This window comes from Prochlorococcus sp. MIT2309, assembly GCF_059772305.1.
The window spans coordinates 784,786-806,546 of the sequence record NZ_CM186282.1 but is presented as its reverse complement, the minus strand read 5'-3'; the positions used below and the strand labels follow the sequence as shown (position 1 = coordinate 806,546).

At 37.0% G+C, this 21,761-nt stretch carries 24 protein-coding genes and 2 tRNA genes; 13 read left to right on the top strand and 13 right to left on the bottom strand.

Translation table 11 applies throughout. The features are described 5' to 3' along the window. The first annotated feature begins 123 nt into the window (after positions 1-123). Positions 124-285 (top strand): hypothetical protein, encoded by a 162-nt coding sequence (locus tag AC6EJA_RS04485; protein WP_498503424.1) that lies wholly within the window; start codon positions 124-126, stop codon positions 283-285. A gap of 179 nt (positions 286-464) precedes the next feature. Here the strand turns inward: AC6EJA_RS04485 and AC6EJA_RS04480 are convergent, their stop codons facing one another. The 8 genes from AC6EJA_RS04480 to AC6EJA_RS04445 all read right to left on the bottom strand — a co-directional run bounded on the left by AC6EJA_RS04480 (position 465) and on the right by AC6EJA_RS04445 (position 6,932). Next, complete coding sequence (locus AC6EJA_RS04480) at positions 465-1,574, bottom strand: hypothetical protein (RefSeq protein WP_498503423.1); 1,110 nt, start codon at positions 1,572-1,574, stop codon at positions 465-467. Next, complete coding sequence (locus AC6EJA_RS04475) at positions 1,571-2,575, bottom strand: hypothetical protein (protein WP_498503422.1); 1,005 nt, start codon at positions 2,573-2,575, stop codon at positions 1,571-1,573. Before AC6EJA_RS04475 ends, AC6EJA_RS04480 begins: the two co-directional genes overlap by 4 nt. Before the next feature lie 273 nt (positions 2,576-2,848). Beyond that, positions 2,849-3,061 (bottom strand): hypothetical protein, encoded by a 213-nt coding sequence (locus tag AC6EJA_RS04470; protein ID WP_498503421.1) that lies wholly within the window; start codon positions 3,059-3,061, stop codon positions 2,849-2,851. A 348-nt stretch (positions 3,062-3,409) separates the two neighbouring features. After that, on the bottom strand, positions 3,410-4,252 hold the full coding sequence (locus AC6EJA_RS04465) for a hypothetical protein (protein ID WP_498503420.1): 843 nt from the start codon (positions 4,250-4,252) through the stop codon (positions 3,410-3,412). Between the two features lie 45 nt (positions 4,253-4,297). Further along, positions 4,298-5,533: an inverse autotransporter beta domain-containing protein gene (locus AC6EJA_RS04460; protein ID WP_498503419.1), complete on the bottom strand. Its 1,236-nt coding sequence runs from the start codon at positions 5,531-5,533 to the stop codon at positions 4,298-4,300. Between the two features lie 403 nt (positions 5,534-5,936). Next, complete coding sequence (locus AC6EJA_RS04455) at positions 5,937-6,149, bottom strand: tyrosine-type recombinase/integrase (protein ID WP_498503546.1); 213 nt, start codon at positions 6,147-6,149, stop codon at positions 5,937-5,939. Between the two features lie 619 nt (positions 6,150-6,768). Continuing rightward, positions 6,769-6,840: transfer RNA gene (locus AC6EJA_RS04450), tRNA-Thr, on the bottom strand. 10 nt (positions 6,841-6,850) lie between these two features. Continuing rightward, positions 6,851-6,932: transfer RNA gene (locus AC6EJA_RS04445), tRNA-Tyr, on the bottom strand. A gap of 108 nt (positions 6,933-7,040) precedes the next feature. Here AC6EJA_RS04445 and aroQ point away from each other — a divergent pair. From aroQ to cobI, 3 genes are read left to right on the top strand one after another with little or no spacing between them, the layout of a single operon-like run. Beyond that, positions 7,041-7,487, top strand: a complete 447-nt coding sequence (gene aroQ / locus AC6EJA_RS04440) for a type II 3-dehydroquinate dehydratase (protein WP_498503418.1) — start codon at positions 7,041-7,043, stop codon at positions 7,485-7,487. After that, the gene (locus AC6EJA_RS04435; protein WP_498503417.1) at positions 7,484-8,101 is read left to right on the top strand and encodes a MiaE family protein; all 618 of its coding nucleotides are present in this window, start codon (positions 7,484-7,486) and stop codon (positions 8,099-8,101) included. Before aroQ ends, AC6EJA_RS04435 begins: the two co-directional genes overlap by 4 nt. Positions 8,102-8,126: 25 nt before the next feature. Then, positions 8,127-8,912 (top strand): precorrin-2 C(20)-methyltransferase, encoded by a 786-nt coding sequence (cobI, locus tag AC6EJA_RS04430; RefSeq protein ID WP_498503416.1) that lies wholly within the window; start codon positions 8,127-8,129, stop codon positions 8,910-8,912. Here cobI and dusB read toward each other — a convergent pair. Continuing rightward, positions 8,905-9,903 carry a tRNA dihydrouridine synthase DusB gene (dusB, locus tag AC6EJA_RS04425; protein WP_498503415.1) on the bottom strand — a complete coding sequence of 333 codons (999 nt, stop codon included), beginning with the start codon at positions 9,901-9,903 and terminating at the stop codon, positions 8,905-8,907. The two genes, cobI and dusB, sit on opposite strands and share 8 nt — an antisense overlap. 315 nt (positions 9,904-10,218) lie before the next feature. Between dusB and der the strand changes: the two genes are divergently transcribed. From der to proC, 6 genes are all read left to right on the top strand, one after another. Beyond that, positions 10,219-11,589: a ribosome biogenesis GTPase Der gene (gene der / locus AC6EJA_RS04420; RefSeq protein WP_498503414.1), complete on the top strand. Its 1,371-nt coding sequence runs from the start codon at positions 10,219-10,221 to the stop codon at positions 11,587-11,589. A gap of 3 nt (positions 11,590-11,592) precedes the next feature. After that, positions 11,593-12,501, top strand: coding sequence for an energy-coupling factor transporter transmembrane component T family protein (locus AC6EJA_RS04415; RefSeq protein ID WP_498503413.1), 909 nt, complete (start codon positions 11,593-11,595; stop codon positions 12,499-12,501). Positions 12,502-12,570: 69 nt separating this feature from the next. Next, on the top strand, positions 12,571-12,837 hold the full coding sequence (locus AC6EJA_RS04410; RefSeq protein WP_498503412.1) for a PipX family protein: 267 nt from the start codon (positions 12,571-12,573) through the stop codon (positions 12,835-12,837). Positions 12,838-12,847: 10 nt separating this feature from the next. Further along, positions 12,848-13,477 (top strand): YggS family pyridoxal phosphate-dependent enzyme, encoded by a 630-nt coding sequence (locus AC6EJA_RS04405; protein ID WP_498503411.1) that lies wholly within the window; start codon positions 12,848-12,850, stop codon positions 13,475-13,477. Between the two features lie 163 nt (positions 13,478-13,640). Next, positions 13,641-14,213 (top strand): cell division protein SepF, encoded by a 573-nt coding sequence (locus AC6EJA_RS04400; protein ID WP_498503410.1) that lies wholly within the window; start codon positions 13,641-13,643, stop codon positions 14,211-14,213. A gap of 40 nt (positions 14,214-14,253) precedes the next feature. Beyond that, positions 14,254-15,051 carry a pyrroline-5-carboxylate reductase gene (gene proC, locus AC6EJA_RS04395; RefSeq protein ID WP_498503409.1) on the top strand — a complete coding sequence of 266 codons (798 nt, stop codon included), beginning with the start codon at positions 14,254-14,256 and terminating at the stop codon, positions 15,049-15,051. On the opposite strand, the gene AC6EJA_RS04390 is transcribed toward proC, so the two are convergent. From AC6EJA_RS04390 to hpf, 4 genes are all read right to left on the bottom strand, one after another. Further along, positions 14,948-16,222: a glycosyltransferase family 4 protein gene (locus tag AC6EJA_RS04390; RefSeq protein WP_498503408.1), complete on the bottom strand. Its 1,275-nt coding sequence runs from the start codon at positions 16,220-16,222 to the stop codon at positions 14,948-14,950. The genes proC and AC6EJA_RS04390 overlap by 104 nt on opposite strands. A gap of 188 nt (positions 16,223-16,410) precedes the next feature. Continuing rightward, the gene (gene recO / locus AC6EJA_RS04385) at positions 16,411-17,202 is read right to left on the bottom strand and encodes a DNA repair protein RecO (RefSeq protein ID WP_498503407.1); all 792 of its coding nucleotides are present in this window, start codon (positions 17,200-17,202) and stop codon (positions 16,411-16,413) included. Then, the gene (locus AC6EJA_RS04380) at positions 17,199-17,885 is read right to left on the bottom strand and encodes a beta/alpha barrel domain-containing protein (RefSeq protein ID WP_498503406.1); all 687 of its coding nucleotides are present in this window, start codon (positions 17,883-17,885) and stop codon (positions 17,199-17,201) included. The genes recO and AC6EJA_RS04380 overlap by 4 nt, the downstream gene beginning before the upstream one ends. Positions 17,886-17,896: 11 nt before the next feature. Then, on the bottom strand, positions 17,897-18,475 hold the full coding sequence (gene hpf / locus AC6EJA_RS04375; RefSeq protein ID WP_498503405.1) for a ribosome hibernation-promoting factor, HPF/YfiA family: 579 nt from the start codon (positions 18,473-18,475) through the stop codon (positions 17,897-17,899). Between hpf and lipB the strand changes: the two genes are divergently transcribed. From lipB to AC6EJA_RS04360, 3 genes are all read left to right on the top strand, one after another. Beyond that, the gene (lipB, locus tag AC6EJA_RS04370; RefSeq protein ID WP_498503404.1) at positions 18,458-19,183 is read left to right on the top strand and encodes a lipoyl(octanoyl) transferase LipB; all 726 of its coding nucleotides are present in this window, start codon (positions 18,458-18,460) and stop codon (positions 19,181-19,183) included. The genes hpf and lipB overlap by 18 nt on opposite strands. A gap of 106 nt (positions 19,184-19,289) precedes the next feature. Further along, the gene (locus tag AC6EJA_RS04365; RefSeq protein WP_498503403.1) at positions 19,290-21,227 is read left to right on the top strand and encodes an AMP-binding protein; all 1,938 of its coding nucleotides are present in this window, start codon (positions 19,290-19,292) and stop codon (positions 21,225-21,227) included. Positions 21,228-21,299: 72 nt separating this feature from the next. Beyond that, positions 21,300-21,743, top strand: a complete 444-nt coding sequence (locus tag AC6EJA_RS04360) for a YlqD family protein (RefSeq protein ID WP_498503402.1) — start codon at positions 21,300-21,302, stop codon at positions 21,741-21,743. Positions 21,744-21,761 lie beyond the last annotated feature (18 nt).

Here is a 21,761-nt window from a genome sequence, read left to right as displayed (position 1 = left end):
CTTAGAGTTAGCTGCGCAAATGCCAGCAAAGCCTCAATGTCCATAGAATCAATTTTTACGATAAACCTAATCAAAAAGCACATTATGTGATTATAGTTTTGTTGCACAAGAGGTTTTCAAGCAATGGATTTTTTTGCTCTTGCTCATTCTGAGTTTGGACTAGGACATTTCGTAACCGATCTGATTCTTGTTATCTCCTTCGCGGTTGTTACTGCTCTTCCTATGTATTTGTTGCGACCCCTTATGCCTGAAAGTAAGGTGAAGAGTTCAGTTTTTAGTGATTAGCATTAAAATAATATTTTATCAATTTCTTCATAAATTACTCTCTGTATTTTCATCAAGTCTTGACAATTTAGTATTAAAAAGATGCAAGCTTAAAAATTATAATATTTTTCTAAAATTTTTAAAGAACATTAATAATATTTCCCATTCTTATTAATAACTGCGAGTTTCTTTTCATTTTTTTATTGACTTGTTTTTCTTGCTAGGAGTTTATTATAAGCTTCGTATAGATCTTCCTTAGAGTAGTTAGGGTAAACTTGATCCCATAGAACATAAGCATCAAATGATATATAGGGTTGATCCCCAATTGAGAAATTATAGGATTTCTTATAGTGCTTGGGATTATCATCAAAAGAACCTTTTGCAAAGTTTATTACAATGCTTTTTGAGCCTTTAGTGAAAAAGGACGCTCCCGCAGGGCCAGATGGTTGAACTAAATTAACCAAACTATTTGAATATAAAATAAATCTATTCTCAATATTTTTTCTCGCTTCAATATTGATTATAATATCTTCATTAAAAGTATAGTAATTCAGCTTTGTGAGATCATCAGGTACGATAATTAATTTACAATTAAGTAATTTAGAAAACTCAAAAGCTTTTACAATGTCAGATTGTTTGGTATTTCTTTCAGGCGCAAAGCCATAATCTCGTAAAGTTAAGGTTATGTATGAATTTACTGTAGACATTAAAAATGAATATGATTGTGTCGGATGTAAATTTCTAGAATCTATATCTGGATAATAAAAATTATCCAGATCTTTGAACATAGAGTGGACTTTCTTATAACAAAATACAGGAGGAGAAAAAAATACTGGATGGTAATATTTAGGTATTAACCTTTTCTTATTTCTTACAATATCAAGAAGAGTATCCCTGTTATGTATTACATGCAAATTCTTAATACATGAAAATCCTTTAGCCATAGGCAATATCATATTATTTACTCTTAAAGATAAGTCAGTATCACTTACAACTTCATTATAGGATTTCCATGTCATTGCTTTTAGTTGATATTCCTTGGGTATATAAATGACAATATCGAAATCTCTGCCTTCTTTATTATAATAATAGAAGGCACTAAAAATTAACCATAGGAAATCAAAAGTCAATGTAGAAACTCTAATGTCCCATATTAATACTGGTGATTTTTCCTCATCCTTTTTTTTTGAACTAACTATATCTCTAATCCAGTGCAATATATTTAATATTGATAAAGTAAATTTTCTGCTTGGAGAGAATAGTTCTCTGAATACTCGACGAATAAGTTGTTTTAGTGAGTATGATTTCACACAATTTCTAATGAATTTAGTTTATTAATAAAATCATCTTTTTCAAAAAGATCTCTAAAATTTTGGTTCTCAACCCAGCAATATTCCTCCCTCCATTTTAATCTTTTTGAAGTTGAATCTAATTTTACTCCTTTTGGTTGAATGCTAGTTAGTACTTCATATACATAATGAAGACATTTGTTTTTTATAAAAAACTCTTCATCGCCATATTGATATAGAGATAGAAGCATAGAGAGATTAATTGATCTTTGGAATGCATACAATATAAATGGTTTGTTTTCTTTATTTAAAATCATTTGGTCATGAATTCTTATATCAAAAGAAATTCTTTTTTTATCTATAGGTTTTGTTGCTCCATGTAGATCATACCAACTAAAGACATATGCCTGACCACTCGATAATTTAGGATGTTGAACAAATCTATACATTTGCTTATCAACAAAATCATGATGTCTAAGATAATTTGTTGAATCATATTTGTTTATTCTCTGTTGACTAGGAAACAATTTTTCAACATTTTTGTGTTTATTGAAAAAACATAAACCCCCTGTATCCTCAGCAACATCAACTAAAGCGATCCAAAAAGAAAATGCTTTTAGCCCAAACGATCTATCATAATGAGGCTGTGAATCGAATAAAGCACTTGAAATAGTATGTTCATGACTTATTTCAGGAGATGTTATTCTTAAATAGAAAATAGGGTGAAGGTAATATTGACTGTCGGGATCAATTTTTTTTATTGCGGTTTTAAGTTTTTCTTCAATCCACTTTGGCCCTAACTTTAACAATAAACGATTGGCTAATATTTTCATCCCAATTGATTCATGCCATATTGTTTGATTACAAAAATCTTCAAATGTTGTTTCTGTATTTTCATAATCTTTATAAAGTTGTACCATCTCGCTATTAATTAATTCATTAAACTTTTTTGTTTCAATTTCATTTAATAAGCTGGCCTTAATTGGAAATCTCGTCTTAAGATCAGTATCTGAAAGAGCCATGACTTAAAATATTTAGGGAAGTCTACATGCTTTGTTCACAAAATAGTGATTCCCTAAGGCAGCTTTTTTCAGTGACTTTAGGGTAAATTTCTGTTATTTGCCAGTTTCATCTTTCAATCCATATTAACGTTTCAATAATTCATTACACAATCAAATCCAGAGACCTGCCTAAATGACGAAAATTGATTTTTTACCGAAAAATATTGATTGTCTTGCCAAAACATCTTTTGTCTAATAAATCAGTCATCACAAAATTAATACAACAACAACTTATTAGCAACATTCACAATCACTTTCTTTTTTAGATGAGGGGTTCTCGAAGGCATCTGCAATATCTCTGAGCAAGAAAGCAATATACTCCGGTGGGCATTGTAATTTATTTATGTGCCCAACACAATCTTTTGCTATTTCTTGCATGGCGGGGATAATGATTTTATCAACTTGTTCCGTCGTAGGTTCCCAAATTGTTTGACTAGAGTCAGCCATGAATAAATAATCTTTTTGTCATTACATTATTACTCAATGTATTCACTTATTGTATGCCCTCATTTTTTTTATACATTTCTTCCTTTGTTTTTCCTGACATGTTGGAACAAGAGTTTTCATATAGCTCGAATCGTCAGTGACTTTAAACAAACCAATTCATCGATTAATTAATTTTTCGTATTGAAGTAGCCTTTCAGATTCATTCTTGCAGGGTATGTTTAGATGATTCGAATTTATCGCTTAAGTTACTTATTAATTTTATGTGTAATCCTAAACTGAACTGCTGAGGTAAGATAATTTTTTTCTAAGGAGTGGTGTAGTGAGTAGTCTTAGTTTGAGCAATTTGAATTAATAAACTTCAAAAGCCGGGCTAAATGGACCACCAGCAAAACCGGACATTCCACCACCACCATCCGGGATAACTGTCATCCCTCTGTTAGTAACTGTGAAAGTCACCTGTAATCCTTTGGTTGAATCAGCAATAGTAATTGCGGTAGTTGGAGCAAAACTTCCAAAAAGCCTTGTTGAACTTCCACAAGTTGCATCTCCAACATAAGTACCAGAACTATTTACTTTTCCCACAACCGCTTTCATTGTTCCAGTCACACCAGTCGTAAAAGTTTCTGAACCTGCTAGAACAGGGCTTCCCCCACATGAAGCACCATTGTCAAAGTCCATGAGATCTTCATCCCACTCAACGTTTGCACTCTCATCTGTCGATGTGCCCCCAGAGGCAACGGAGTAGTAGGTTACATCATTAATTTGATAATTTCCTTTAAGCCCGAAAGTGTTTTTAATTTTTATATAGGCGTGGGGATAAGTACCTGTAGGCGGTCTGATGTTTGTTCCAGTCAGAGATGCAGTGGCACCTCCAGCTAAATTCACCTCGCTCCCATCAGTAGATTTGAATGTTGGAGTACAAGTTGATTCATCTATTGTGTTGTCAGTAACCACATCATCATCTGCATTTAAAGAAGTACCAGCCAAGGGATCTGAAGTGCATAACCCCATCTCAAATACAGTTATTTTGTAGGTAGCAGGAGTTATGTAACAACTGGCGTTGATGCTTGTTGGATTATCTCCAAAAAGCGTTGAGCAAGCTTGCGCTTTTGCTTTGTCTTCTGAAAACAAGGTTAAAGTAGATAAAGCAATACTCAAAGTAGCTGAAGTTTTAAAAAAATTAGTTTTCATGGTTTTAAAGGGTTTTCTTAAATAAAGGTGTTGAAAAATTGATTTTTAAGATCCTTTAGCACGATTTGTAAATGCGCCTGTTGACCTTTCAATTAATACCTCATACTTTCTTCTAACCGGTTGAGTCATCTGTGTTAGTAGATTATTCTTGATATTATTTTTTTTGAATTTTACGGGACGTCCAGTTAGTTTGAACCTTATTCCAAAAAATGTTTCATCAGTCTTCGGGAGGGCAGTGTTAGAAACTGTTTTTGATGCTGAAAATTCATTAGAAATCCAAGTTTCAATATTTACATGAGGTGACACTTGCCAGTTTATTGATCCCTCAATACCACTGTTATCTTGTGTTTGCACATAATCCCAGTTAAATCCCCTAGCAAAAACAGCCAATTCTGGTTTCTTTGGGAAACGATATCCAATCTCAACATCCCAACCAGGCACAACCCTCTCTTTGTACTCGGTCCCACCAATCGAAACTGTCTTTTCATTAGTAATGGCCATGTACCAATTATTTCTTAATTCGATTCCATTCCGAAAATATTCCCCGCCTAATCCAAGTCGACTGTGTGAGGAGCTGTAATCTGTCATTCTGTAGTCCCAAAATGCATTTGCTCCTATAAGTGAGTAGTCATTTGGTCTATGTCTTATGCCAAGTCCTAAATTCGAGGTTGCTCCGTCAGAACTACTACTTGCATTTAATTTTGCCTGAGAAAATAGCAGTGTTTTCAAGTCACCTTGGTTATCTGTAGAAAAGTCTTTAAGTCGAAGAAGGCTATCAAGTGAAAAACTTGTTTCAGATTTATTTCTTGCTTGAAGTGAAAGACTTGTTTGGGCGAAGAAAGGAACTTTTTGTATGTTTTTGTTAATAACTGAATTTGAAAAATCATTTCCAGCATCAACTAATAAGCTTGCCCCATCATTTACCAGTATCTCTGAAAATTGCCCTGAGCTGGCTCCATCATTGAGCATTGGGAAAAACTTCTTTGAATAGAGTGCTGCTTTTTGTATGTAATTCTCAAGAGTACTTGTAGTTGAATAACTTTCATAGGAGTCATTGCACTCTGATTGGATGGAGTTTTTCTCTACAAAACAAAATGCAGGTTTGCTGCTTTCATAGTTTTTGGGGAATGAAATCTCTTCTTTTTTTTTCAAATCATAAGAAATACCATCCACTAATGAATTTTCCTCTGTTTGTGATGAATTTGCAGAGATTGGCGTAAAAAAACCAATTAAGGATAGGAAGTAAATAAATTTTCTTTTTTTGGAGATTGGTTTTTGCAAAGATCAGAAAATTATCTAGGGCCACTTTATTTTGTTTTTTTTGTCGAAACATTCAATTTAGACAGATTCTCTACCGGATTTTTATGTAGGCATAGCAATTGAAATAGATTCGAAATTTAGAATTTATTGGTTAGGTATCTTTCTCTTTTTCTTATAAGCACAAAATATTTACAAGGTCCTTAGTATTTCTGAGGGCTAGTTTTAATCGAGGTTATCCTATTCATTGAATATTGCAATCTATTGTTGAAGGTCTAATGACCACGTCAGAGTCTTTTAAGCAATTTTTTGGCGATTGTATTGGCTATTAAAAATATCTAATGCACTAGAAATTATTTTAGATTTGCCTCTTACTTGCTATGACTGGGAATAAGCTTTTATTTTTACCATCAGTATTATTTTCTTTTTAAAGATTTCCTTGTGTAAAGGCACAATCTTTTCTTGTGAGGCAAACAAGTTTTCGGTCTAGATCTAGATCATTCCATGTTATTGACAGCAGTTCAGAGCGGCGCATTCCAGTAGCTAGAGCAAGCTGCGTTAAACGCAGATGATTAGGGTTTTTGGCTTGAGCTAATTGTTTAAGTAAATCTTGTTCTTGTCTCTTCGTGAGGTGAGGAATTCTGGCGTCATTGGTGCCCCGAACTTTTAGATCTCGCGCTGGGTTGGATTGGAGCAGGCCGCCAAGTTCGTCTTTAGACCAATCCAGCAGAACTCTCTAGATCCTGAGTTCTCTCATAATTGTATTGTGCTTCACTTTGAGTAGGCGTTCATCTCTCCAAAGAGCAAAATGGCAAATGGAAAGTTCACTGAGCTGAACTACCCCGATTCAACTGTTAGCCATTGCCGTTAAGGAATATTGTTCGTGGTGACAACTGCGGTGCTCTTGCAGTGGTCCATCAATAAACAGATCAATTGCCTCTTTGAGAATTTGCTGTGCGGTTGATCTAATTGGGCTGGTCTTTTGAGAGAACCTTCAACAGCATTTGCCCATTAGAAAGCTTGGGTTTTTGAGCTAAATGTTTTGGCTTTTGGTCCTTGATATTGCCTCTTTCTAATTAATGCTTGCCAGCTTTTGCCGCTACTTCTAATGGTTACCATTTCTTGAATTGCATCAGGTCAGATGCATCAAGCAAGAATGATCAGAAGAGCAAAAGTGGACTCAAAAGTGGACGTCCACTTTTAGATATAAACAAGCTCTGGTGACTGAGAGGCTTTCTCTTGGAAGAGGTTGAGGACAGTGCCCTCGTCGGGACTTGAACCCGAGACCTCTCCCTTACCAAGGGAGTGCTCTACCGCTGAGCTACAAGGGCTTGTGGAAGGTGGGCCGGGTTGGATTTGAACCAACGTAGGCATAGCCAGCGGATTTACAGTCCGCCCCCTTTAACCACTCGGGCACCGACCCAGGAATTCCACCATGTGAGATTATCAGCTCAGGGGTAAAAAAGACGAAAATTATGTGCTTTTTTTGTTCAGAGGGATAACCTTTAGATGAGACTGGCAGTTTATTGATGTGAAATTACTTTTGATAAACGGACCAAACTTAAATTTTCTTGGTGTTAGAGAGCCATCTATTTATGGATCATCAAACCTGAAAACGATCGAACTTGAGCTGAAAAAAAAAGCTGAGAACGAAAATTTCAAATTAGATACATTTCAAAGTAATTCTGAGGGTGAGATTGTAGATGTCATTCAAAAATCAATGAATGAAGTGAATGGAATTCTTATTAATGCTGGGGCATATACTCATACCTCCATAGCATTAAGAGATGCACTTTTAACTGTTGGAATACCATATATTGAAATTCATTTAAGTAATATTTATTCGAGGGAAAAATTCAGACATAATTCTTACATAGCAGATAATGCTCTCGGAATAATCTCGGGTTTTGGCGCAATGAGTTATTTTCTTGCTTTGACCGGAATTATCTCATATTTAAGGGATCAACCTAATCATTGACAGTGATTAATTCAACTTTTCAAGAGCCAAAATTTAAAATTAAATGGTTAGCAAGTTCTTCAAGCGAGAAGTGGTTGAAACTTGCCATTGATAACCCTTTTGAAATATTGATTGATCATGCTCATTGCGAAAGAAAAGCTGCTGGTGCTGCAATTCAATTAATGTTTAGGTATGTCGATGAGCCAGGCCTGTCCGAAGCTCTTAGCCCGATAGCAAGAGAAGAATTAGAGCATTTTGAGAGAGTTCTTGAATTAATAAAGAAAAAGGGACATGTCCTGATCAAGTTACCTGCTCCACCATATGGAGCACTTCTTTCAAAATTGATAAGAAAACAAGAACCACAAAGAATGCTTGATAGTTTTTTGATTTCTGGTCTTATTGAGGCAAGAAGTCATGAACGAATGTCTCTTCTTGCTTTAAATTGCCCTGACAGAGATATGAGAATTTTATTTGCTGAACTGCTAAAAAGCGAAGCCAGGCATTTCTCGACGTATTGGAACTTATCTGAATTGAAATTTAGTAGAGAAGAAATTATTTCGAGATGGAAGGAACTCTCTGTTAAAGAGGCTGAGATTCTTCTGGAGTTGCATCCACATCCAAGGATGCACAGTTAATAAATCAAAACTTGCAACAATTTTTGTGACTTCAGAAAATTTTCAATCTCTTATGGGTCAATCCTCTTCTTTAACAATTATCGGAGTAGGGCCTGGTGATAAATCCTTATTGACATTGGCCGCTGTTGAAGCAATTGATAAATCAACTTTAGTAGCATTTCCAGTTTCAAAACTTGATGAGGAAAGTAACGCCGCAAAAGTGGTCTCTTTTTGGATTTCAAAAAAGAATCAATTACCTCTTCTATTCCCTATGGTTGATGATGCTAAAGAACGAAAAATTGCTTGGGAAAATGCTTCGAAGAAGATATTGTTTGAAATTAATAATGGCCAAAAAGTTGTTTTCTTATCTTTGGGGGATTCCTCCCTATTCTCTACTGCTTCCTACCTTTTAATTGCAATAAAATCAAAACTTCCTGAATTGCCAATTGAAGTTATTCCAGGAGTTAATTCTTTCTCTGCTGCGGCTGCAATTTTTCAAATGCCACTTTGTATGCAAAAAGAGGAGCTTTTAATTCTTCCTACACCAGATAATTCTAAGAAATTACAATCATTATTGATTGAAGCTAATAAACAAAAAAGAGTAGTAATACTTTTAAAATTGGGCAAAAAATGGAGTTGGGTAAGAACCTTGTTGAAAGAATTAAAATTACTTGATAAAACTTTTTTAGCTGAGCGCCTTGGGTTTGATGATCAGAGAGTTGAAAAAGCCATTAACTTTCAAAACGAAAATCTATCTTATTTTTCAATGTTGATTATTCGGCAAAGTTGGCCAGATGTTATGCCGATAGACATATCTGAACTTACTAATTGATTGAATTAATTTTTTCTTCCAAGATAGAAATAGCTTTTGATGGGGTTTGTGTATTAAGAAGCTTTCTTCTGAATTCTTTTGATCCCTCAAAACCTGTACAAGTTAAATTTAAATGTTTACGGGCAACTAAAAGACCATGCTCTCCTTTAGCTGATAAAAGATCATTGAGTTGTTCAAGTGCAATAGTAAGTTTTTCTTTTGGGCTTGGTACCTTGAAAGAAAAGTCACCTTTTAAATGTGCATCGATTTGACCAACTAACCAAGGTGCACCCATACTCCCTCTACCAATCATCACTCCATTGGCTTGTGTGATTTTAAGACATTTTTCTGCATCTCCAGGAGTATTTATATCTCCATTGGCGATTACTGGAATGGTGAGTTTTTTTTTGATGTCAAATATTGCATCCCAATTAGCTTTCCCTGAAAATGCTTGTTTCCTAGTTCTTCCATGCACAGTTAACATTTGAGCTCCAGCCTCTTGAAGACTGTATCCAAGAGAAACAGGGTTAGATGTTTTGTCGCACCAGCCCAGACGAGTTTTAACGGTCACGGGAATTTTTATGGAATTTGCTACTGCATTAACAATTTCACAAGCCAAATCAATATTTTTAAGTAAAGCACTTCCACCGCCTTTTTTTGCGATTTTTTTTACCGGACATCCCATATTTATATCTACCAAAAAGGCACCTGCATCCTCAGCTTGCTTCGCTGCCTCTACAAGTGTGTCAAGCCTGGAATCAAATAGTTGAACGCCAATAGGTCCCTGCTCTTCAATTAACTCAAAAACTTTAATTTTTCCGTATCCAAGCCCAAGACTTTTGGCGTTGACCATCTCAGTGAAAAGTAAAGCTTCAGGGGCCCATCTCCTGACGAGTTTTCTGAAGATTTGATCACTAACACCCGCTAATGGCGATTGCAAAACAATACTTTTAAGAATTCTCTTTTTTCCATTTCCCTCAAGTTTTATGTGATCTATGTCTAAATTGTCCATCTTTGGTAGAAATTAGTTAAAACTTTATGCAAGTACTTACTTGAGGTGATGTAATTGAGGATTTTGATAAGCAAACTATTTCTAGAGTTGATAATATTGCGGTGGGTATCTGGCAAATTGCAATAAAAACTAGAATCAAGTGAAGCCAAGGGATGTTAGAAGCAAGATTTGCTTTTTTTTTGCTCTCTCCCCTGGAAAATGGCCGCGAATTTGTTTTAAGCATTGTTCCAACCAACTCAATTTATAGACCAGTATGAAGAATGATTAGCCCAATTGGTCTATAAACTATAAATAAACTTATCCAGTAATTATCAATTGCCTCGTCCTGTTGTTGCCATAATCGGTCGACCAAATGTGGGAAAGTCGACTTTAGTTAATCGTCTATGTCGCAGCCGTGAAGCGATTGTTGATGATTTGCCTGGAGTGACGAGAGATAGAAACTACCAAGATGGCTTTTGGGAAGATAGAGAATTCAAGGTTGTTGATACGGGCGGACTTGTTTTTGATGATGATAGTGAGTTTTTGCCTGAAATCCGTGAGCAGACTTATCTTGCCTTATCCGAGGCGTCAGTTGCGATAGTTATTGTTGATGGTCAGCAAGGTATTACGGTTGCTGATGAATCTATTGCTGAGTGGTTAAGGATGCACCCGTGTAGGGTTCTTCTAGCTGTAAATAAGTGCGAATCACCAGAACAAGGAACGGCTATGGCTGCGGAGTTCTGGAAGTTGGGGCTTGGTGAACCATTCCCCATCTCGGCCATTCATGGTGTTGGTACAGGTGATTTACTTGACAAAGTGATATCAAATCTACCTCCGAAGCAATGCGAAGATATTGAGGATGATCCTATTGAGATAGCGATTGTTGGACGACCAAATGTTGGCAAATCAAGCATCCTTAATTGCATATGTGGTCAACCCAGGGCAATTGTCAGCCCTATACGTGGAACTACTAGAGATTCTGTAGATGCACTAATAGTTAAAAATGAAAAGTCCTGGAAAATAATTGATACTGCTGGTATACGTCGAAGAAGAAGTGTTAATTATGGCCCTGAATTTTTTGGCATAAATAGAAGCCTAAAGGCTATAGAGAGAAGTGATATTTGCGTTTTAGTTATTGATGCATTAGATGGGGTAACTGAGCAAGATCAACGTTTGGCTGGAAAAATTGAAAAAGATGGTAGAGCATGTGTTTTGGTAATTAATAAATGGGACGCGGTTGAAAAGGATAGTCATACAATGCCAGTTGTTGAAAAAGAGATTCGTTCAAAACTTTATTTTTTGGAGTGGGCCTCCGTAGTTTTTGTATCTGCACTAACAGGACAAAGAATAGAAAGTATATTCTCCTTGGCGGCTTTAGCAGTTGAGGAACACCGTAGACGAGTGAGTACGTCTGTTGTTAATGAGGTGCTTGAAGAGGCGATATCCTGGAGAAGTCCACCTACAAGTAGAGGTGGACGTCAAGGTCGTTTGTACTATGGAACTCAAGTGGCCGTAAGCCCTCCTAGCTTCACTTTGTTTGTGAATGATCCCAAATTATTTGGAGAAACTTATAGAAGATATGTAGAAAGACAAATCAGGGAGGGATTAGGTTTTCAAGGGACTCCTATTAAATTATTTTGGAGAGGTAAGCAAAAAAGAGATTTAGAGCGGGAAATGACTAAAAATAGTCAATTCTCTAGCACATAAAATATGGATTGGCTAAGAAAAATCCCCATAGGGCAATATGTTTCAGGTGAAAGTGGCTGGCTTAGGTTTATTGATCCACGACTTAAGATTTTTTGGGTCTTATTTTTTCTTCTAACACCAGTTCTTGCTTCATATCAATGGAGAGTAGCTTTGGTCGTTATTTTATTTGCCCTAACTTTTTGTAGTGGCATTGCGATTAGAGTATGGTGGCGATCACTGAGTTTTTTAATTCTTCTAGCATCCATAGTAGGGTTTTTCTCGATGATGTTGCCCACTGGTGAGCTGTCTGCTGATCTTGAAATTCGTGATCCTCAAGAATTATCAATCTCGCTTGAAAGCGAACCTTCTTGGATACTTTATAAAACCCCTTCAATCAAATTTGGGAACCTTTCATTAGGTCCTCTTTTAATAGATAGACGTTCTGCTGAATTGGGATTAAAAAGTTCAACATTAATTTTTACTGTTGTTCATAGTGTTAATTTAATGCTCTTGACATCTCCACCAGAGGATCTCGTTTGGGCTCTTTCTTGGTTCTTTTCTCCACTTAGTGCTGTGGGATTGCCTATGCGGAGAATTAGTTTTCAATTGCTTCTAGCTTTACGCTTCATACCCTTAGTTCAAGAGGAAATTCAGAATCTCATTCGCTCTCTCTCAACACGGTCGATCAGTTTTAAACAATTGGGGTTTAAAAGATCATTTCATCTCATAATATCGGTTTGCGAGAGGCTGCTTACTAATATTCTTTTGAGATCACAGCAAGGTGCTGATGCACTTCTTGCACGCAATGGGGAATATCTCCCGATAGGCTATTTAAAACCCAGTCACTCTGTTTTAAGGGCATCGTTCATAAATTTATGCTCCCTTTTACTTTTAGTGATTGCTTTTCTGTGCAGGTTTCGTCTTGATGGTTAATTTAAATCACACATTAGTTAGAGTTTTTTACACTAAAGATGTAAGGTTTTAAATATGCAATTTTAGAAGTTGAACGCTGAGCGTTATCTGAATCACCCAACATTTGGAATGCTTTATCTTGTTTCTCCAGCGGGTCAAGGTAGAGATGTATATGCAACTTTATATGCTCAAAAAATGTTTTTTTTGGTCACGCTTCAACCCAGAGGAGCCCAATTCGAAATTATTCCTTATATGGACGCGAGACATCATGCAGAGTTAAATCTAAGCAGGTGTAGAAGGGATGGCTCAAGTGAGCTCGGGAGATGGCAAGAACTTTTTAGACAAACCTTCATTTAAGAGCCTCGTTTTGACCTTCTCACTTAAAGAATTTAAAAAAGATTTACCGCCAAAAGTCAATTTACTTGCAGTAAGTAAAGGACAGGAGACCTGTTCAATAAGAGGTCTTGTTGAACAGGGGCAAGTTCACTTTGGAGAAAGTCGATTGCAAGAAGCTTTACCAAAAATTGATACCCTCTCATCAATGAAATCCATTAGATGGCATTTTATCGGTCGCTTACAATCAAATAAAGCTAGAGCAGTTATAAAATCTTTTGAATTTATTCATTCTGTTGACTCATTATCATTGGCAGAGAGAATCTCTAGAATTTCCGGGGAAGAAAAAAAAATCCCGAAAATTATGTTGCAGGTGAAATTTCGTTTAGATGATTCTAAAGGTGGCTTTCATCCTGACGATCTTCAGACTGATTGGAAAAAATTTACAGATCTACCTAACGTTAATATTATTGGTTTAATGACAATTTCTCCAATTGAACTTTGTTTGGATGAAAGAAAAATTCTATTTAAAGAATGTAGAAATCTTGCAGATAGTTTGAAATTACAAGATTGCTCTATGGGAATGACAAATGATTGGCAGCAGGCCGTCTCAGCTGGTTCAACCTGGATCAGACTAGGATCTTTATTGTTCGGAAATCGATAGAAATAAATTGTTTTTATCATAGATATTAAAAAAAAGTAATTAAAGGCCTTGCCCCAAGCATTAAGGAACGTTATTTAAGTATCAGGAACCATTTTTTTTGAATCACTTTCCTATTGTTGGTTTTAAACCAACAAGTTCACATTTATCCCGAGAGGATTAACCGGTGTCGCTTATTTCCCGTCTTCGTGCTGTCGTTGCTGGTGACGACTATCTTGATAGCGATTTTGATGAGCTTGATTACGAAACAGGAGATGAGTTTGACTCAGGGACAAGATCAAGAGATGTCCCTGGGAATATGGCTTCTCTTGCACAATCAAATCCTTTCGCTTCAAGTGATAACTCAGTATCCTCAAATGTAATTGGTATGCCTGGAATTTCTTCAACTAGTTCAGAAGTAAATCTAATGGAGCCGAGAAGTTTTGACGAAATGCCAAAGGCTATTCAAGCCATACGTGAGCGGAAAACTGTGATACTTAATTTGACGATGATGGAACCTGATCAAGCGCAAAGAGCGGTTGATTTTGTTGCTGGCGGTACTTTTGCTATTGACGGTCACCAGGAGAGAGTTGGAGAGAGTATCTTTCTATTTGCTCCAAGTTGTGTAAACGTCACGAATTCATTCCAAGAAGAAGCTTCTCCATCAACAGTGGTAAGTAAAGATAATGATCAATTAGTAAAGGATTCCCCTCCTGCTCCTGAACCTGCCTGGGGAGATTCATTCGCTACAGCACTTTAAAACTTTGCAAATTTCTCTTGGGGTTATTGGTTTTGGGAAAATGGCCCAAGCGCTCATAACCCCTCTCATTGATAAGAAACAATTTTCAGCACAAGAAATTTTTGGCGTTGTTGGGCTTGAAAGTAGTGTCAACAAAGTTTTAGATACTTTTGACAATCAATTAAGGGTTTCTGTGGCTGGTACTACGGAAGCATTAGAAGTTTGGAAGGCGCCAATCAAAATTTTATCTGTCAAACCTCAACAGCTGACAAATATAGAAGAAAAGTCTTATGAGGGAAATTGTTGGGATAAAGAAAAACCTTTAATAATATCCTTACTAGCTGGGGTTACACTCAAAAAATTGCAAGAAGTTTTTCCTAATCATCTGTGTGTCAGAGTGGTAGCAAATACACCAATTATGGTTGGTAAAGGAATCACCGGTTTAGCTTGGGGAAATGATATTGGTAAAAAAGAAAAAGCAATAGTCAAGAAGATTTTTCATCCCGTGAGCGATATTTATGAATTGCCTGAGAGAGATTTAGATGCTTTTTTGGCTCTGACTTCATCTGGCCCGGCATTTATATCTGTAATTATTGAGGCACTGTCAGATGGAGCGGTTGCAGCAGGTTTATCAAGGGGATTTGCCAAAGTTCTCACAACAAAATTACTTGCAGGAACGGTTGCACTTATTGAAGAACAACAATTACACCCAGCTGAACTTAAAGATCTTGTCTCATCTCCACGTGGTACGACTATTACTGCTCTGCGACATCTTGAAATGACTGGGTTACGATCTGCTCTAATTGAGTCTGTTGTTTTAGCGGCTGAGAGAAGTTGTGAGTTGGGTGAATTGGATTAATATTTTTTTTACTTTCCAATACGCTAATATACAGGGCTTCTAAGCAATCAATATTTTGTTTGAGAGTATATCTCTCTAAAACTCTTGATCTTGCCCTCCTCCCGAGTTCTTGAGTTAGGATTGGTTGTTCTTGAAGTACTGGTAAAAGTGTTCTTAGCTGAGAGGCGACATTTTCTGTATTAAGTACAATGCCAGCACCATTTTCAAGAACCTCTCCATCTGCACCGGCATCGGTTGCGATACATGCTGTCCCCGTTGACATTGCTTCGAGCAAAGCTATCGACAAACCTTCTACAAGGCTTGGCAGTATGAATATCTCAGCACATTGAAGAAGGGCAACTTTTGTTTGTAAATCTGATTCATATCCCCACCACAATATATCCTCTTTACCATTGAACATCGAGCTGTTTTCTAGAGTTGGTCTTAGAGGACCATCGCCAACAATAACTAGACGACATCCCTTAGGCTCAATTTGTCGCCAAGATCTCAAAAGGGCCTCAACATTTTTTTCAGAGGCAATTCTTCCCATATATAAAAATATTTTCTTTGGACCTAGAACCTCTCTTACCTTTAAATAAGTAGATGAATAACTATTAGATTCTGGGGGGACCCAAAGACTTGTATCCACCCCATTGGGAATTACTTGAAGTTTATTATCCTTTACTCCTAATTTTGCGAGTACCTCCGCTTGCATTTCGGAAAACACAATTACTTTGTCATATCTGGCTAGGGAAGGTGCGTATAGTTGATACGTAAGTTGTTGGGTACTTGCTGTTAAATTCCTGAGACGTGAATCAAATGCAGGATGAAATGTCGCGATTAAAGGAACATCAATCTGATGGCATAACTCTGGTAGCCGGAAATCAAGAGGGGAGAGAGTGAGACTTGCATGCACTAAGTCTGGTTTAAGCCTTTCGAGGGATTCTCTTAGCTCTCTTTGAGCTCTTGGCGATGGGATTGTATATACTTGCGATTTTATTAAATATGGAAGGCTGACGTCTGGATCATTGGCAAGCAGAGAAGTTTGTTTATTTTTTGGGTTTGAAGGATTATCAAAATGAATAAAACTTGTTTTATAACCTCTTTCTTTTAATGCTTTAGTCGTACTAAGACCGTAGCTGACATTACCGCAGAAAGGTGATTTTTTGCCCAGCCAGGCAATATGAGCCACCTGCTGAAAAGTAAACTGTTTTTCAAGTTAGCAGTGTTTATGTAGTTTTTCAAAAACAATAACTTATAAATCTTCTATTAAAGATAATTTTGATAAATTCCATGAATTTTTTGACCTATATCTGTAGTAAAAAATTGACTCAAAAAAGTAGATTATCCATAACTTGTATAGATCATATCTTTGCCCGATTAGTTCTCCTCAATTGCAATGGAGTTTCTTATCATTTTCAGGGAAAGAACGGATTTATTCAACTGATGCTTAATCCACTCCTCTAGAACCAAAAGTAGTTTTAGCCATACAATTTTTGGACCAATAAGATCGCCAGTTTTACTAATTGGGAGAGAAGGTTTAAGCATCCGCTGAAGTAAAGCCAATTCAGAGGGGTTTAATGTGATTTTTGACTCGGGTGTAGATCCTAGTTTTATGCCTTCCTCCGGAAGGAAGGTACATCTCCACTCCCATTGCCCAAGTGGTGGTATGAGATTTTCTCCACTTCGACAACATGTTTGCAGTGGTATGCAATATCCGCCAATGGCTAAAACATGAAAACATGATTGAATAACGCTCGCTAAGATAAGAGTTCCATCTTTTGGACTATTGATAAAATTTTCTAGTCGTTCAAGATGAATCAACACCGTTTCTAGTAATTGGGGGTGTGGATCTTCAGTACCAATAATCATCAGAATTAACTCAATGAGCGCCTGTGCAGCGGCAAGGGTTTCCAACCTTTGTCCTAACTTGGTGTAACTTTTAAGGATTTTTATCTGTCGTGCCTTTTTTAGGCCTTTTTTTCTTATTAATTGTAATTCCACTAAATTTAATGGTGAAGCTGCCGCTAGGCTGCTTTTTGGTTTTCTAGATCCAGGAATTGATACTCGATCAATGCCTTTGGTCTTTGTAAGTATTGTTAGTAAACGATCAGTCTCACCAAGAGGACCTGTCTTAAGGCAAAGCCCCTGAATTGTACTTTCTGTATTCAAGTTTTTTCCCTCGATTTGAGATCTTTAAGAAGCTGGAATCCCCATGTTGTACCAATTATGTTTGCTCCTGCCTCAAGGAGCTCTTTGACTTGTATAAGGTTTTTGATTCCTCCAACTGCTTTGATTTCGCAGCGATTTTTAACCATAGTTGATATTTCTTTTATTTTTTTACTGGAAATTGAATTGCCAAACCCATTACCAATTTGTATCCCCAAGGCACCAGCCTCAATTGATGACTCTATTGAATTGATTAATAAACTATCCGAGAGGTTATTAACATCAAGAACTACTCGAATAGGTTTTCCTAATTCAGATATATCTGCAATCTCTTCTGCAAAGATGTCATTTTTTCCATTCTTGAGAGCATAAAAATTAGGTACAAGTTCTAACTCATCGGCACCCTCCGAAATTGACCATTCTGAGAGTTGTTTTTTAAACATAAATGGTAAGTCACCGAATGGGAATGATATGAGAGCTATAATTTTTGAATTACAGTTTTTGCTCAGTTTTTTTTTAATTTTTGGGAGTTTAATTAGGTCTGTTGATATTCCTGAAAAACCTGATTCCTCAAGTGAGACAGCTAAATCGTTCAACTCTTCTTCTGAAATATAAGGATTTAAAACAGCCTGATGAATAACTGAAGGTGGATTGTTTAAGAAATCTTTAAAGCTTTTGGAAACCATATGGTCTTAGTTCAATCCTTGGCATGGATAACTCCATATCCTCCGTGATTTCTCTTATAGATCACCTGTAGTTCATTGGATGTTTTTTCTCGAAAAAAATAAAAATCATGATCAATCAAATCTAATTGATGTCTGGCTTCATCAATATTCATTGGAACCATCGAGAAATATTTTCTCCTGATACCGGGTTCTGGCAAATTAACTGTTTTCCCATTAAGGAGATCGTCTCCCAGGCTATCTTTGTTTGTTGAAGGCTCCTGCCAATCTTGAGAGAACTTTCCATGTGGGTGATGGTCTGAATGGCGTTCTTTATATTTACGAAGCTGCCGTGAGAGTTTGCTCGCAACTAAATCGATACTTGCGTAAAGGTTTTCGCTTCTTTCTTGTGCTCTGATTACAGTGCCATTGGCAAAGACAGTTACTTCAGCTATTTGTTGTGGAACCCTTGGATTTCGAGCTACTGAAAGATGTACATCAGCCTCTTTTACAATCTCATCAAAGTGGTGGATTGCCTTTTCGAGTTTCGATTGGGTGTACTCACGAAGAGCAGTTGTTAATTCAAGGTTTCTTCCATGGATAAGCAGCTTCATTTAGTTACTCCAACTTCAGGCTTTACTGAATGCATAAATACTAACCATCTTTATGAACATACTTCCTCATCAGTGCTTTTTCAGCCTAAAAATATAGTCCAGTTTGAGACTGCATGGGATTGGCAGGCGAAATGGCAATGTTCATTGCTTGAGAACCCTAACTTTCCCCAGGCTGTTTGGTTGTTGGAGCATCAATCCTGTTACACCTTTGGGAGAGCTTCTAACAAAGAAAATTTGCTTTTTGATGATAAAAAAGCACCTTTTGAGACTTTTTGCATTGACAGAGGCGGAGATGTGACGCACCACGTTGAGGGACAATTGGTTGTCTATTTGGTAATGGATCTTTCTAGATATCAAAAAGATTTACATTGGTATTTGCGCGAACTTGAAACGGTTGTGATTGAAACCTTGAGTATGTTTGATCTCCCTGGAGAGAGAATGCCAGGTTTAACTGGTGTCTGGTGTAATGGATTTAAGGTCGCTTCAATTGGTGTGGGATGTAAAAGGTGGATTACGCAACATGGCTTTGCTCTAAATGTAAATTGTGCTTTGGATGGCTTTGACCAAATAAAGCCTTGTGGGCTGGAAAGAGAGGTTATGGGGAAGATGGATCAGTGGATTGATGACATAACTGTTGATGATGTTAAAAAAGCAGTGATAACGTCTTTAGGTAAAAGATTTAAATTTCTATGGATTAATAATATTTGAAAGTCTTTTTCACGATTGTATTGAGTTTGAACGACAGTTTTGCAATCATTGGTCTATTGACAGCCCCCAAATATTTTGATTTGGGTCTTATCCTCCAATTAACTTAATGGACGCTAAATCAACTTGGGTTCCTACTAATGAGGAACTTCAAGCATTAAGTTCTCGCTCTCATGTTGACAACTATCAAAAGGTTGATGAGATTTGGCCAATGCTTGCATTGAACCATGGAGACGTGATTGCAGCAAAATCTCCTCATAGTTATCCACCGGAAACTTATAGCTATCAGGAATTATCATTAGGGATTTCTAAGGCTGCTTCAGCGTTGAAAAAACTCGGAATTAATTCGGGTGATGTTGTAGCTCTTTTTTCAGAAAATAGTCCGAGATGGCTCATTGTAGATCAAGGGATCATGAGAGTAGGTGCTATTGACGCTGTTAGAGGGGTGTCAGCTCCGGTCGATGAACTTAATTACATAGTTGATGATTCGAAAGCTATAGCTTTGGTAGTTCAAAATGAAGAGCTTTATAAAAAATTAATAAGTTCACCAGAGGATTCTAAGCGTTTCAGAGTAGTTATTCAACTGGAGGGCGAGGCTGATGATGATGCCATCTCCTGGGAGCAGTTCATGTCAATTGGGGAAGAGTATTCTCAAAACATCTCTAAATCTGAGACTTCATCCAAATCTTCAATAGATACAGTTGCTACAATCCTTTACACCTCAGGCACAACTGGCCGCCCGAAAGGTGTTCCCCTTTCACATAGAAATCTTTTACATCAAATTAAGGCCCTGGCCTGTGTTGCGAACCCCAGACCAGGTGATGCTGTCCTGAGTGTTTTACCTATCTGGCACTCATATGAAAGGAGTGCGGAGTATTTTTTCTTCTCATGTGCTTGTACGCAAAATTATACAACCATTAAAAAGTTCAAATATGATTTACCGATTGTACAGCCTGTAGTGATGGCTACTGTGCCGAGACTATGGGAGGCAATTCGTGAAGGCTTTTATGAGGCTATAAAAAAAATGTCCCCTCTAAAACAGTTTTTAATAAAGAGTGCCCTTCTAAATAGCGGTGATTACAAGTATGCATTGAGGAAAAGCAGAGGGAAACTGACCACTGAAGTTTATCCGATTGAAAAAATCATTGCCCTTATTGAGGTCGCCATACGTTTTCCTATTCATCGAATTTCTGCGAGTGTCTTTTGGCCAAAAGTTTTAAATCAGATTTGTGGAGGGAAATTACTTTTCCCAATTAGTGGAGGTGGTGCTATTGCTCCTCACGTAGATCGTTTTTTTGAATCTGTTGGAGTTGAATTACTTGTTGGTTATGGTTTAACAGAAACAAGTCCTGTTTTAACTTGTCGAAGACCATGGAAAAATATACGCAAAAGTTCAGGCAGCCCACTTCCTGAAACTCAAATACAGATAGTTGATATTCAAACTGGGCAGCTGAAGCAATTTAATGAGTGTGGTTTGGTTAAGGTTAAAGGCCCTCAAGTTATGTCGGGATATTGGTGTAATGAAGAAGCGACTAAGAAGGTAATCGATTCGGAAGGATGGTTTAACACAGGGGATTTAGGTAAATTGTTGACAGATGGAACTCTTGTATTAACTGGACGATCTAAAGATACAATTGTTCTAAGCAATGGAGAGAATATTGAGCCTGGGCCGTTAGAAGAAGCGCTTCTTGCAAGTTCATTAATAGAGCAAGCACTACTTGTAGGACAAGATAAACGGCAATTGGGATTGTTAATGGTGCCTAAGTTGACAGAAGTTCATAATTGGGCTGAGATCAATGGACTCAAACTTGATGAACAATTGGGAGGTTGTCCAGGTGATCACAAATTAAGAAAATTATTGCGCCAAGAAGTTAACAAGATTTTGCAGGCACGTTCAGGGTCTCGGGCTGAAGAAAGGGTGATCGGAGTCGCCTTAGTAAAGCCGTTCACGATTGAAAATAAATTGTTAACTCAGACATTGAAACAGAGAAGGGACAAAATTTCTGAGCGAGATTCAAAGATGATTTCATCAATTTACGAAAGTTAATTCCACGAAGGGAGATATTTGGTTGACTTGTTTCTTCATCACTGAGATTCTTGATGCTTACGATACAAAACAATGACTGAAAACACTATTCTCTCCATTAAACGTTCCGTAACAATTAAGGCAGTTGTTACCCCCACATGGAAAGAACAAGCTGAAAAAGAAATTAGTAATGCAATTTCTTCAGCAGATGAGCAACTTGCTCAATTGGAAAAAGAGGGGCAGCAGGTAGTTAGTGATGTTCGAAATCAGAGCGCAAATCCACTCGATCCTAGAGTTCAAGAGCAGGTTGCTCAAATACAGCAACAAGTTGCAGTAAAAAGAGCTGAACTTGAGGAGCAAAAGAGAAACCTACTTCAACAACAATCTCAAGTTAGGGAATTTGAAATGGAAAAAATAGTTGATCAGGGACAGGTTGAGAGTTATTGCGATTTAAAGGTGGGCGATAACTTACTTAACAAAATGGGGGTTTCAATACTTGTTAGAGATGGTGTGGTTGAGGCGATTGAGGGATCCTGAATAAAAAATAACTCCCAT

Excerpts from the sequence above, each read along its gene's own strand:
- AC6EJA_RS04485 (WP_498503424.1), top strand. The coding sequence starts at position 124 with ATGGATTTTTTTGCTCTTGCTCATTCTGAGTTTGGACTAGGACATTTC.
- AC6EJA_RS04475 (WP_498503422.1), bottom strand. The coding sequence starts at position 2,575 with ATGGCTCTTTCAGATACTGATCTTAAGACGAGATTTCCAATTAAGGCC.
- AC6EJA_RS04470 (WP_498503421.1), bottom strand. The coding sequence starts at position 3,061 with ATGGCTGACTCTAGTCAAACAATTTGGGAACCTACGACGGAACAAGTT.
- AC6EJA_RS04465 (WP_498503420.1), bottom strand. The coding sequence starts at position 4,252 with ATGAAAACTAATTTTTTTAAAACTTCAGCTACTTTGAGTATTGCTTTA.
- dusB (WP_498503415.1), bottom strand. The coding sequence starts at position 9,903 with ATGGACAATTTAGACATAGATCACATAAAACTTGAGGGAAATGGAAAA.
- AC6EJA_RS04415 (WP_498503413.1), top strand. The coding sequence starts at position 11,593 with ATGGATTGGCTAAGAAAAATCCCCATAGGGCAATATGTTTCAGGTGAA.
- proC (WP_498503409.1), top strand. The coding sequence starts at position 14,254 with ATGGCCCAAGCGCTCATAACCCCTCTCATTGATAAGAAACAATTTTCA.
- AC6EJA_RS04380 (WP_498503406.1), bottom strand. The coding sequence starts at position 17,885 with ATGGTTTCCAAAAGCTTTAAAGATTTCTTAAACAATCCACCTTCAGTT.
- lipB (WP_498503404.1), top strand. The coding sequence starts at position 18,458 with ATGGATAAGCAGCTTCATTTAGTTACTCCAACTTCAGGCTTTACTGAA.
- hpf (WP_498503405.1), bottom strand. The coding sequence starts at position 18,475 with ATGAAGCTGCTTATCCATGGAAGAAACCTTGAATTAACAACTGCTCTT.
- AC6EJA_RS04365 (WP_498503403.1), top strand. The coding sequence starts at position 19,290 with ATGGACGCTAAATCAACTTGGGTTCCTACTAATGAGGAACTTCAAGCA.
- AC6EJA_RS04360 (WP_498503402.1), top strand. The coding sequence starts at position 21,300 with ATGACTGAAAACACTATTCTCTCCATTAAACGTTCCGTAACAATTAAG.